Annotated in this window: 8 protein-coding genes; 5 read left to right on the top strand and 3 right to left on the bottom strand. The window is 46.0% G+C overall.

The window, feature by feature from the left end; translation table 11 throughout:
* Positions 1–2: 2 nt before the first annotated feature.
* Both G8O23_RS10280 and G8O23_RS10275 read left to right on the top strand, forming a co-directional pair.
* Positions 3–725, top strand: a complete 723-nt coding sequence (locus tag G8O23_RS10280) for a TorF family putative porin (protein ID WP_166364487.1) — start codon at positions 3–5, stop codon at positions 723–725.
* 35 nt (positions 726–760) lie between these two features.
* Positions 761–2,668, top strand: coding sequence for a methyl-accepting chemotaxis protein (locus tag G8O23_RS10275; RefSeq protein ID WP_166364485.1), 1,908 nt, complete (start codon positions 761–763; stop codon positions 2,666–2,668).
* Between the two features lie 69 nt (positions 2,669–2,737).
* Here the strand turns inward: G8O23_RS10275 and G8O23_RS10270 are convergent, their stop codons facing one another.
* The 3 genes from G8O23_RS10270 to G8O23_RS10260 all read right to left on the bottom strand — a co-directional run bounded on the left by G8O23_RS10270 (position 2,738) and on the right by G8O23_RS10260 (position 10,557).
* A complete protein-coding gene (locus G8O23_RS10270; RefSeq protein WP_166364483.1) occupies positions 2,738–5,128 on the bottom strand; it encodes a sensor histidine kinase in 2,391 nt (796 codons plus the stop codon).
* Positions 5,129–5,270: 142 nt separating this feature from the next.
* On the bottom strand, positions 5,271–8,315 hold the full coding sequence (locus G8O23_RS10265; protein WP_166364481.1) for a PAS domain S-box protein: 3,045 nt from the start codon (positions 8,313–8,315) through the stop codon (positions 5,271–5,273).
* Positions 8,316–8,544: 229 nt separating this feature from the next.
* Positions 8,545–10,557, bottom strand: a complete 2,013-nt coding sequence (locus tag G8O23_RS10260; protein WP_166364479.1) for a urocanate hydratase — start codon at positions 10,555–10,557, stop codon at positions 8,545–8,547.
* A 143-nt stretch (positions 10,558–10,700) separates the two neighbouring features.
* Between G8O23_RS10260 and G8O23_RS10255 the strand changes: the two genes are divergently transcribed.
* Genes G8O23_RS10255 through G8O23_RS10245 form a run of 3 tightly spaced genes read left to right on the top strand, consistent with a single transcriptional unit; the run spans position 10,701 to position 12,552 of the window.
* Entirely contained in the window at positions 10,701–11,291 is a 591-nt protein-coding gene (locus tag G8O23_RS10255; protein ID WP_166364477.1) for a LemA family protein, read from the top strand.
* A 26-nt stretch (positions 11,292–11,317) separates the two neighbouring features.
* A complete protein-coding gene (locus G8O23_RS10250) occupies positions 11,318–11,752 on the top strand; it encodes a TPM domain-containing protein (protein ID WP_166364474.1) in 435 nt (144 codons plus the stop codon).
* 8 nt (positions 11,753–11,760) lie between these two features.
* Positions 11,761–12,552: a TPM domain-containing protein gene (locus G8O23_RS10245; RefSeq protein ID WP_166364448.1), complete on the top strand. Its 792-nt coding sequence runs from the start codon at positions 11,761–11,763 to the stop codon at positions 12,550–12,552.
* The last annotated feature ends 40 nt before the right edge of the window (positions 12,553–12,592 follow it).

Genomic DNA, 12,592 nt, shown 5'->3' with positions numbered 1-12,592 from the left:
GTATGAAAAAAACACTACTCCTGCTTATTCTTGCCACGGTTTACGCAACGGGCAGCGGACAAGACACTCCACAGCTAAATGCTGATAATAAAGGCTCGTTGAGCCTAAATGCAGATTTTGTGAGCCGATATGTTTGGAGAGGGCTGCTCTATAGCGCAGCACCCAACATTCAGCCTACGCTTGATTTTACAAAAGGGAATTTCTCCGTTGGCGCATGGGGTTCGTATGGCGTTGGGGTTCCTTACGCAGAGGTTGATCTATACCTATCGTACAGCATATCGGCCTTTACTTTCACCATCAACAACTACTACGTGGAGGACGAAACCGACCTGGGGCTGAATAGCTACTTTAACTGGAACAAAGGAGCCACCCCACACTCGCTCGAGGGGTCAGCCACGTTTAATGGCACCGATAGGTTTCCAATTAGCATTACCGCTGCCACCTTCTTCTTCGGAAACGATTGGGACGAGAACGGCAACAGCAACTACTCTACCTACTTTGAAGTAGGGCACACACGCCAGCTCGGTAACTTTGAGCTAAACCTTTTTGCGGGAGGAACGCCGGCAAAAGGGCTATACGCATCAAAGGCAGCAATTGTCAATCTTGGTGTTGGTGTAAGCCATGAGCTAAGCCTAAGTAGTACTTTTAAGCTTCCAGTTTTTGCATCGTTAGTAGTAAACCCCAGCGCGCAAGATATCTTTTTTGTGTTTGGCTTTACACTTTAGGGTCATAAAATATTAAAACCAAAAATATTGAATGTATGAGTACAAAAAGAATGGTATCATTAAGCTATAAAATTGGCTTAAACCTTGGCATAGGAGTACTAACCACTGCCATCATACTTGTTGCCATATCAACGGTAACGTTTAGAAACAAGTCCATTGAAGCGGCCAAAGAGGAGGCCATGGCCATGGCAAAAGAGTTTGCCGCACGAGTTAAAGCTCCCATGGAGGAGGCTCTGAATGTTTCCTCGTCGGTAGCAAACTCGCTATCAGCAGTTGGATTGGGGGCTAACGACATCCAAGTTAGCAGGCATGAAGCGGAGCAAATGGCCGCTAGGGTTTTGCTAAGCAACAACGCGTTTTTAGGCTTTACCCTAGCCTTTGAGCCCAACGCTTTCGATGGGATGGATGAAGAGTTTGAAAACTCTGCACATTCCGATGGCACGGGTCGTTTTATATCATACCTCACCCGTGAGGGAAACAGCAGGTATGTAATTGAAGCCCTTGTCGATTATGAAACAGCAGAGACTGGGCCTTGGTACTGGATACCCAAGCAAACGCGTAGAGATGCCATAAATGGCCCCGTGTTATACCCCGTGCAAGGGGTTGAAATGCTGATGGTATCGTATATGACTCCAGTGCTAAAGCAGGGACAGTTCGTGGGTGTTACCGGTATTGATATCTCCATCGATTTTATCCAGGAGATGGCAAGCAATGCACGAATGTTTGATGGAAATGCACAAATCGAGATTGTATCATATGATGGAATTGTTGCTGCATCAACCGAGAGCGAAAGGAATATAAACCGTTCGCTCCGAGAGATATACCAATCGGGCTACCAAACACAGCTTGGCTATATCCAGTCGGGTAGCGAAGCTATTCGGGAGGAAGGTGGCGAACTACACATTTACGTACCCATTGCCATTGGGCGCACCGACACCCCCTGGCAGGTTCATCTTGCTGTACCCCTAAGCTATGTTACCCGCGAGGCCACCATGGGCATGTGGAGGCTAATACTAATTGGAATTGTTTTAACCGTGCTGAGCATACTGGTGATAAACACGCTTGTTACCCGGCTTATTCGCCCATTGGTATCGATTGCATCCATTGCAAATAAGATATCGGAAGGAGATTTATCGCCCGTTGAGAAGGTAAACGTTTCGAACGACGAAGTGGGCATGGTATACAACGCCTTCAAATCGATGGTTGAAAACCTCAGGGGCATTGTGGAGAATATCATCTCAGGAGCCGATAGCATATCGGGAGCCAGTGGCCAGATGAGCTCCGCATCGCAGCAGCTATCGCAGGGCGCCAGTGAGCAGGCATCGGGAGCCGAGGAGGTGAGCAGCTCCATGGAGGAGATGGCTGCCAATATCCAGCAGAACACCGATAATGCGCAGGAGGCCGACAAAATCTCGCAGAAAGTTCAGAGTGGTGTGCAAAAAGTGGGCTCAGCCGCTCAGGAAAGCCTACTCTCCATAAGAAACATCTCCGAAAAAATTGGAATCATCAACGATATTGCATTCCAAACAAATATACTTGCCCTAAACGCAGCCGTTGAGGCCGCTCGTGCTGGAGAACACGGCAAGGGCTTTGCCGTTGTAGCCGCCGAAGTGCGCAAGCTGGCCGAGCGAAGTAAACTTGCAGCAGATGAAATTGTAACCCTTTCGGGGCAAAGCGTTGAGGTTACCGAGAGCGCATCGGACTTAATGGGTAATCTTGTGCCAGAGATTGAAAAAACAGCCAAGTTAGTACAAGAAATTGCTGCTGCAAGCATGGAGCAATCGTCCGGTGCCGATCAGGTTAATAGCGCAATTCAGCAGCTAAACCAGGTAACGCAGCAGAATGCTGCTGCCAGCGAGGAGCTTGCAACCAGCTCGGAGGAGCTAAGCAGCCAGGCAGAGCAGCTGAAAGAGTTAATTTCGTACTTCAAGCTTAAGGGCTAGTAACCTGTTGTAGAAAAATTGAATGCCCGTGCACAAAGCTGCACGGGCATTAATTGCTTTAATCCACCTTTAGCAAGAAGTTGTGGGCAAAGTGAAGAATATTGTGCTCTCCTTTCCCTCCTTACTTTCGGCCCAGATTTCACCATTATTTTTCTCTACCAGCTCTTTGCAAAGGGGCATGCCAAAGCCTGTGCTGGGCTCCTCCTCCGTCCCTTCGCGACCAACTTCGTTGTCGAACTTAAACAAGTGACCTAGAATATACTCATCCATTCCCACACCGTTATCGGTAACCGATACCAAAACCTTACCGTCATGGTATGGTTTTGCCGATAGCACAATGTATCCCTCCCGGTACGAAAACTTTATGGCATTTGACAACAAGTTTCGAAATACTGTTTCTACCATCCTTGCATCTACCAATACTTGCAGATCCTTACTAATATCATTGCTTAGGGTAACCTGCTTCTTCTTTAAAAGATCTTCGAATAACACACTTGCCGATTCGGCTAACCGGAAAAGGTTATTACACCTAGGCTTAAACTCAATACTACCCCGTTTGAGCCTTGCCCAAACCAAAAGATTATCTAAAAGCTGCGAAAGGTTTTTGGCTGTTTTATGTATTCCATCAACAAACATCTGCTGCTTCTCCACCTCCATCGCACCAACCTCAACCTTCATATACTCGCTTAGCCCAATGATTGTTGAAAGAGGGCCACGTAAATCATGGGCAATAATGGTAAGTATCTTATCCTTCTCGGCATTTATTGCATTCAGGTTCTCATTTGTTTCGAATAGCTCAATCGTAGCCCTATACCGCATAACCACTTGGCTAATGGTTTCGGCCAGTAACCCCAACAACAGCTCCTCCTCCTTTAGAAACCCTAAACTTTCGTCTTGCAGTTCAACCTCGATAAGCCCGTTGTGATCCTCATGAATTTTAAGCTGTGCTGATAACCCAATGCGATTGCCAATAAAGTTTGGGGTTGAGTATTCTCTTTGATTCAGAATAATCCTAACGGCAACCCTATCGGGATGTTGGAAACCCTTGGGTATAATACTAACACATCTCTGAATAAACCCATCCAGCGACAGGGAACTCTCGTTGCCCAGGGTAGTAATTTTGTAAAGGCAATCAATCTCCTTAATCCGTTCCTTCAACTGGTTTTGGGTCGTTTTAATTTCAGTTACATCATAGGCAACGCCTATAAACTCAACCGAACCATCGGGTTGTTGGTTTACAGATCCGCTGGAGTGATGCCAACGCCAAGATCCATCCTTATGCTTTACCCTATATTCAACACCACTTTGCTTTTGTTTCGTTTCTGTTACAACCTCTAAGAACGATTGGCAAATTTCAACATCATCGGGGTGTACAAATTCGGTAAAATGTTTTCCTTGAACCTCCTCCAGGTTATGCCCCAAGATATTTGGCCAGTTGGTAGATACAAACATGAAGAAACCTTCGGGACTAAGAGAATAAATTATATCATTAACATTCTCCACAAGGTTTCGATACTTCTCTTCGCTAGCCTTTAGCAATTGAATGGCCTGCTTGTAGCTGGTAATGTCTCTACCAAGCCCAACAACCCCAACTACTGCTTGTTTCTCGTCGTAAATAGGCGATAGAGAGGTCTGGAAAAATTGCTCGCCATTGGGAGCGGATACGGACCATTCGTAAACCACGTTCTTCCCCTTGAGTGCTTCGGATATATTGAGGGTATGTATTTGGGCAGAGCTTGAACCAAAAATCTCGGTAGCTGTCCTACCCAAAAAATCTTTGGGTGTCAACTCCATTTGGGACACCCACTTACCATATACCCCTGTACACCTTTGCTGTATGTCCAGGGAGAATACCAAATCGTCCATGGAAGAAATCAGGGAGTGGAAGCGCGCCTCGCTGGTTACCAACTTTTTCCGATAGGCTACTTCGCTTGAAATGTCGCTGATTGAACACAGCAATACCTTTTCATCACCCTCTCTCTCCAACAAATCCATATGTAGCTTGGTATAAAGGTAGGTTTCGCCAGCACCAAATCGCAGGGTTTCTCCCTTTACTACCTCATTTTTTCGAACATTCTGCAGAAGGAGATGTAGTAAATCCTGATCGTGCGGGTGAACGAAAGTGCTAATACCTTTACCCCTAATTTGGGCTTTATCCAAACTAACAAAATCAGCAAATGCTTCATTAACTTCAATTAGATCGCCATCCAAAGTCAACATGCAGTAGCCAACAGGAGCTCGATTGAAGAGTGTTTGAAACTTGGTGTTTGATTTGCCAAGCTGTTCCTGCAAGCGGATAAGCTCCTGGTTTTGCATCTCGAGCTCGATATGATATACCTGAATATTTTCCATAAGTACCTCAAGATTCCTCTCAAACTCTTGAGGATTCAAACTATCCCTCTTCTCTAGAAGTTCTTTGGCTCGACGTTGAAGTTCGTTGCGATTGGGGTTGCTATCCATAAACAATGACTGCTTTTTCAATTATGTCATAATTATTCCATACCCCAAATTAATAAAAATGTACAAGAAAATAAAACCTTTGTTTAACACAAAGTGTGTTAATTTTGATGAAGGAAGGGATTGATGCGGTGGAGTAATGGTGCTACTTTAAGAACATCTCGATGGTAGAGAGCAACTCGTTACGAATAATGGGCTTTACCACATAGTCGGAGCAACCGGCAGCCAAACATCTTTCCTTATCGCCCGACATGGCATAGGCGGTAAGCGCAACAATGGGTGTTGATATTCCCTTGCCCCGAATAATTTCGGTAGCTTTAATTCCAGTCATAACGGGCATTTTAATGTCCATTAGAACAAGGTCTATTTTATCATTTGATTCAACCTGCTTTACAGCCTGAGCACCATCCTCAACGTGGATAATGGTTACCCCTGTATCGTGAAGCAACTCGTTAAGGTAGAAGAAATTGGCTGGCTCGTCCTCGGCCACCAGTATGGTTTTTCCGCTAAAATCGTACTTGGGTTGATATGAGGATACAGCTCTATCACCCTTGGACTGAACGGGTATAAAGTGCAACGTGAAGTAAAAACGCGACCCCTTGCCCTCCTGCGACTGCACCCCAATCTCCCCGCCAAGCATCTCAACATATGCCTTACATATTGATAGCCCAAGCCCGGTTCCTCCGTAGTTCTTTTTGGGTGATGAATCGACCTGCCTAAACCTATCGAACACAATGGCCTGATCTTCGGGAGAAATGCCAATACCCGTGTCGCTTACCCAAAATTCAACCTGTTCTCCTTTCACCTGGTAGCCAACTTCTATTGTGCCATTGTCGGTAAATTTTATGGCATTGCTCACCAAGTTTGTAACAACCTGTGTTACTTTACCTTCATCGGTAATCATGTAACTATGGCTATCGGGAAGGTGTAGCGAGAGGGTGAGACGATTCTTCTTGTTATTGGCGTTATGCTCAAACATTGACTTAACACCTCGAAGCATCTTATTTACGTTAAGTTCAGAAGTATGAATTACCACTTGACCCGTTTCGATTTTTGAGATGTCGAGCACATCGTTAATAATGCCAAGCAGCTGATTGCATGAGGCGTTAAGCACCTCGGTGTATAGTTTCTGCTTTTCAGATGTAATATTGGGGCGAAGCAGTATCTCGGAAAACCCTACGATGGCATTCATGGGAGTTCGAATTTCATGGCTCATGTTGGCCAGAAATGATGATTTGAGCCTATCACTCTCCTCGGCCTTCTCCCTAGCCAGTGCCAGCTCGCTGTTTATGGATATTATGCGCTGATTCGACTCGGTAAGTTCTTCGTTTAGCGATAGGTACTCCTCGTTCTGCTCCTTAAGCTGCCTTTCCCTCTCTTTAAGCCTATCATTTATCTCGGTGAGTTCCTCGTTTAGCGCCAAGTACTCTTCGTTTTGCTCTTTCAGCCTTTGTTCGCTTTGCTTAAGTTTCTGCTCCCAATGTTTACGCTCAGTTATATCGATATGGAAGCCAAACATCATGAATGGCTTACCATCGTCGGTCCACTGCGCAACCTTACCCCTATCCTGTATCCAAACCCAGTGCCCATCCTTATGCTTCATTCGGAACTCGCACTCGTATATTTGCGTCTCCTTCTCGAAGTGTTTTTGGAGAGCCCGTTTTACCCTGGGTTCATCGTGCGGATGAATAAGTTTAAGCCATACGTTAACTGTATGCGGAGCCAACTCGTCAAGCGTATACCCTACAATCTCAGCCCATCGTGCGTTATACTGTGTATGGCCAGCTTGTACATTCCACTCCCATGTACCCACATTGGTACCCTCAATTATGCCAGCAAGCCTAGCCCTTTCATGCTTTAGCTTAAACTCTGAGTCTACCCTCTCGCTAATGTCCTGAACATTCACAATACGGTAAAGAGGATTACCCTTATCATCCTTCACACCGGTTATGCTAATCAAAACAGGAAAGCGCTGCCCATCCTTTTTTATGTGCCATGTTTGATATACGTAGTACCCATCGTTGTATGCCCTTTTAATTGCATCGGCAATTTTATCCTTTTCGTTTTCGGCAAAAACTATCGATACGGGTTTTCCCTTTAACTCTTCCTCTGTGTAGCCGTATAGCTGGGCAAAGGCTGGATTGAAAACGCTTAACACTTTTTCCTCTCCCATACCAACCACGATACCCATTCGAGTAGACCTAAAGATATCTTCCCAGAGCCTAAGCTGCTCCTCTGATTTTTTGCGCTCATCAATATCGGTTATGCTCCCTACGTACCCTTGTACATTGCCGTATTCATCGAACTCAGGCTCATACTGGCCAAGTATCCATTGGCTGGGCCTTTCCCCCTCCGATGGGGTTCGAAACTCAATGCTAAACGTTTTGCGAGTTTTAACCTTTTCGTCCCACAGCTGCTGAATGCGATTTAGGTCGTAATCGTTTATAATGTATGAATGTGACTGTCCAACTGAATCGTCGCAGCTTGTTCCAACAATTTCGCACCAACGCTCATTTACAAAGGTGATAACACCTGAGTTGTCAATTCTGTAGATACCAATGGGCGACGACTGAGCCAGTGAGCGAAACTGTTCTTCACTCTTACGCAGCGCACCTACCGACTCACGCTTAACTTCTTGGTCGTAGAGTATTTTACCAATAAGTATGGTGGCCAATGGGTAAAATACAATTATGGCTAAACCAATCTCTTTCAGAACGGCCTCGGCACGTTCCAATGGAAGTGTTAGCGTGAGCAATAGCATTGCTATATGCACCAGCACACCAAAGCCCAACAGGAATATGCTCGATATTCGCCTGCCCTTTAGCTTGCGCTGATAGTAAAATATTAACCCAATAATTGCTGAAGCCGAAGCCACAGAAACGCCCATTATGGTTCCTATGCCACCTTGACATAACCTAAGCGTAATCGCCATCACTGCAGATATGGCAGCTGCCACCGGCCCAAAAAATAATGCGCACAAGCTGAGAACCACCGAGCGGCCATCGAATACTAGACCCTCTTCGAATACTAATGGATTAATCATCCCAAGTATTGCCACCAAGCCAAAAAGGATTCCCTGCAGAACTGCACCCCTAAACGTTTTACTGCTCCACCTGTTATCGAAAAACCCGGAGATCACGCTAAGTGCTACCAGCATTGAAAGGTTGTAAACTAATTCGATAACAAACATATGGCGTTTTTTACGGAATAAATTCTACGATATTTGTAAAAGTAAGTAATTACAACTATGGCAACACCTTTGGCGAGGAGAAAAAATGATGATTTATCGCATTTTTTTACCAAATGGCGCAAGTCTAGTTTAGGTCAACAACCTTATGGCATTAAGAGATAAACAAACATCAATTAAGCAAAAAGCCCGCCATACAGCGAGCTTTTAAATGAATGTGTACTAAAGAGGTTTATCCAAGAACCCTATCGATTATAGAATCGTCGGCAATGTGAGGTATGGTAACTTTAAGGGTGGGGGTACGCTCCATCTCTCTCTTTATAGCAAATATGGCCTCCTTGTTACGTGCCCAGCTCCTACGAGCAATCCCGTTGTTCACATCCCAATGCAACATCATACGCAGGCGACGCTCAGCATCGTCGGAACCATCGAGGGTCATACCAAAACCACCATTCATCACTTCGCCCCAACCTACTCCACCACCGTTGTGGATTGATACCCATGTGGCACCACGGAATGAGTCGCCAATAACATTATGTATTGCCATATCGGCAGTAAAGCTAGATCCATCGTAAATGTTCGATGTTTCGCGGAACGGTGAGTCGGTACCCGACACATCGTGGTGATCGCGCCCCAGCACAATGGGAGCCGATATTTTACCATCGCGAATGGCCTTGTTAAAGGCCTCGGCAATCTTAATACGTCCTTCGGCATCGGCGTACAAAATGCGAGCCTGCGAGCCAACCACCAGCTTGTTTTTCCCAGCCTCTCGTATCCAGTGGATATTGTCCTGAAGCTGACCTGTAATCTCGCCGGGTGCCGTTTTGGCAATTTCCTCAAGCACTTGCTGCGCAATCCTATCGGATGTTTCCAGGTCTTTAGGATCGGACGAGGTGCAGACCCAGCGGAATGGGCCAAAACCATAGTCGAAAAACATTGGCCCCATGATATCCTGAACGTATGAGGGATAACGGAACGAACCATTTTCTCCCATAATATCGGCACCTGCACGGCTGGCCTCAAGGAGAAACGCATTTCCGTAATCGAAGAAGTACATCCCTCGATCGGTAAGAGTATTTATGGCCTTTGCATGACGGCGCAGGGTTTCGTAAACCTTCTCTTTAAAAAGCTCTGGATTATCGGCCATCATCCTATTCGACTCCTCGAATGATTGCCCAGCGGGGTAGTAGCCACCTGCAAACGGATTGTGGAGCGAGGTTTGGTCGCTCCCTAAATCCACGGCAATATCGTCAACCGCTAATCGCTCCCACAGATCCACCACATTGCCTTGGTAAGCAATTGAAACTGCCTCCTTACCCTCCATTGCTTTTCTAATTCGGGGGATAAGCTTATCCAAATCGTCGTAAACCTCATCAACCCATCCCTGGCTATGGCGTACCTCGGTTGCCTTAGGGTTAATCTCAGCAATAACACTTACCACACCGGCAATAACGCCAGCCTTGGGCTGAGCACCCGACATCCCTCCCAATCCGGAGGAGACAAACAGCTTGCCTGCCAAATCGGTTTCGCCAGCCTTTAGCCTTTTTCGTCCAGCATTGAGAACGGTAATGGTTGTACCATGAACAATCCCTTGGGGGCCAATATACATAAACGATCCCGCAGTCATCTGTCCGTACTGGGTAACGCCCAATGCGTTGAAACGCTCCCAATCGTCCTTTGAACTGTAATTCGGAATCATCATCCCATTGGTTACAACAACCCTAGGGGCATCCTTATGCGATGGGAATAGGCCCATGGGGTGCCCGGAGTAGAGTACCAGGGTTTGCTCATCGGTCATCTGCGCAAGGTACTGCATGGTTAGTAAGTACTGTGCCCAGTTCTGAAATACGGCTCCATTCCCGCCATAGGTAATAAGTTCATGGGGATGCTGCGCCACAGCATAATCCAAGTTATTGCTTAGCATCAGCATAATTGATGCTGCCTGAACCGATTTATGGGGAAAGTCGTTTATGCTCCTTGCCGTTATTTTGTAATCGGGCCTAAAGCGATACATATATATCCTACCGTACTCATTTAGCTCTTTGGCAAACTCTTCTGCCAAAATGGCGTGATGCCTCTCGGGAAAATAGCGTAAAGCATTTTTTAGAGCCAACTTTTTTTCGTTGGATGTTAAAATTTGTTTACGCTTTGGGGCGTGATTCACCGAAGGATCCCACGACTTTGCAGGCGGCAACTCATCGGGGATGCCCTGTAGAACAAGGTCTTTGAAATTATCTGTAGCCATATCTTTTGGTGTGATTTAGTTTCTGGGCTCAAAGTTACAATTTTAAAGGTGATTATTGAAGAAATTTTAGGAGGCCCTTGCACAGTTTTTGCAGACAGAGGTGGGTAATCAAAAATCAATATCAACTTAAAATACAAAGAGCTATGCGCAAAAAACATCTTTTATACATTCTAGCACTTGTTATGCTAGTTCCCTTCTTTAGCAGCTGTGGGTACAACCGTATGGTATCGCTCGACGAGGGCGTAACCTCACAATGGGCAAACGTTGAAAACGTGTACCAGCGCAGAATGGATCTTATCCCCAATCTTGTAAATACGGTTAAGGGCTATGCCGATTTTGAGCAGCAAACCTTAACACAGGTTATTGAAGCGAGAGCAAAGGCAACGCAGGTAACCATTGACCCCACCAACCTAACCGAGGCCAATATGCAGCAATTTCAGCAGGCGCAGGGTGAACTTAGCGGCGCGCTATCGCGGTTGCTGGTAACCATTGAGCGCTACCCCGACCTAAAAGCTAACCAAAACTTTTTGGAGCTACAGGCTCAGCTCGAGGGTACCGAGAATAGAATTGCTGTAGAGCGACGAAAATTCAACGAGGTAGTGCAGTCCTACAACTCATATATCCGCTCATTCCCTAGGGTTATCTATGCGGGTTGGTTTGGCTTTGAGAAGAAGGTGTACTTCGAGGCTGATCAGGCTGCTAGGCAGGCACCCACAGTTGACTTTGGTAACTAAATATTGAATTAAAAATACCTTACAATATGGCACAGGACTATTTTACCTCTGACCAGAAAAAGTATATCGAGAACGCAATAAAGGAAGCCGAGCTAAACTCATCGGGTGAGATTAGGGTACACGTTGAGAATAAGTGTAAAGGCGATGTGCTTGACAGGGCGGCCGATGTGTTTGCAATGCTTAAGATGCATAAAACGGAACTACGCAACGGCGTTCTGTTTTACCTTGCCCTAAACGACAAAAAATTCGCTGTGCTTGGCGATGCAGGCATTAACGCTGTTGTTCCCGATGATTTTTGGGAAGATGTTAAGGGCGTAATGGTGGAGCAATTCGCCAAGAACAACCTGGCAAAGGGGTTGGCAAAAGGGATAGAACTGGCTGGACAAAAACTCAAGGAGCACTTCCCTTACCAAAAAGATGATGTAAACGAACTACCCGACGAGATATCGTTTGGAAAATAGCATTGATTATGATAAAACTAAGACACATAGCACTAGCGGTGCTAGCAACTTTACTGCTAACCAACGTTTTTGCTCAGGAACTGCCAAAGCCCATGCAGCCACCAAGGCTTGTTAACGATTTTGCTGGTATTCTGAACCAAAACGAGCAGGCACGGCTAGAACAAAAGCTACAAAATTATCACGACACCACATCAACTCAAATTTACATTATAACTGTTAAGGACCTGATGGGGTATGACATTGCCGACTTCACCATTCGTGTTGGTGAGAGCTGGGGTGTTGGCCAGAAGGGCAAAGACAACGGAGCGATAATTCTAATTAAACCACGGATTGGGAACCAACGAGGTGAAGCTTTTATTGCTACAGGCTACGGGCTGGAGGATGTAATACCCGATGCCCTTTCGAAAAGGATTATTGATAGGGAGATGATACCCAGCTTCCAAAACGAGGATTACTACAGGGGGTTCGACAGGGCAACCACGGCCATGATAAACCTTGCCTCGGGCAAGTTCTCTGCCGAGGGATATATGGGCGAAGGTGGACTATTACTGGTATTACCATTCATCATATTCCTCACCCTTTTCCTAGTTATCCTATTCAATGTTAAAAAAACTAAAGGTCGTTCCATTGGCCACAATATACCGCTATGGATAGCGCTTGGCATGATGTCGGGAGGTGGAAGGCGCAGCGGTGGTTTCGGTAGCTTTAGTTCTGGAAGCGGTAGCTTTGGCGGATTTGGTGGATTTAGCGGCGGAGGTGGTGGCTCCTTTGGCGGCGGAGGTGCTCGTGGCAGCTGGTAAAAGTAAACAGCATAAAAAAATGGGGCACGGGGCCCCATTT

This window comes from Perlabentimonas gracilis, from assembly GCF_011174675.1.
Classification (GTDB): Bacteria; Bacteroidota; Bacteroidia; order Bacteroidales; family Tenuifilaceae; genus Perlabentimonas; species Perlabentimonas gracilis.
This window is presented reverse-complemented; position numbering and strand designations above follow the sequence as displayed.

What these genes read in the sequence shown, in the direction of transcription:
- G8O23_RS10280 (WP_166364487.1), top strand. Translation starts at nt 3, where the DNA reads ATGAAAAAAACACTACTCCTGCTTATTCTTGCCACGGTTTACGCAACG.
- G8O23_RS10255 (WP_166364477.1), top strand. Translation starts at nt 10,701, where the DNA reads ATGCGCAAAAAACATCTTTTATACATTCTAGCACTTGTTATGCTAGTT.
- G8O23_RS10245 (WP_166364448.1), top strand. Translation starts at nt 11,761, where the DNA reads ATGATAAAACTAAGACACATAGCACTAGCGGTGCTAGCAACTTTACTG.
- G8O23_RS10275 (WP_166364485.1), top strand. Translation starts at nt 761, where the DNA reads ATGAGTACAAAAAGAATGGTATCATTAAGCTATAAAATTGGCTTAAAC.
- G8O23_RS10250 (WP_166364474.1), top strand. Translation starts at nt 11,318, where the DNA reads ATGGCACAGGACTATTTTACCTCTGACCAGAAAAAGTATATCGAGAAC.
- G8O23_RS10260 (WP_166364479.1), bottom strand. Translation starts at nt 10,557, where the DNA reads ATGGCTACAGATAATTTCAAAGACCTTGTTCTACAGGGCATCCCCGAT.
- G8O23_RS10270 (WP_166364483.1), bottom strand. Translation starts at nt 5,128, where the DNA reads ATGGATAGCAACCCCAATCGCAACGAACTTCAACGTCGAGCCAAAGAA.
- G8O23_RS10265 (WP_166364481.1), bottom strand. Translation starts at nt 8,315, where the DNA reads ATGTTTGTTATCGAATTAGTTTACAACCTTTCAATGCTGGTAGCACTT.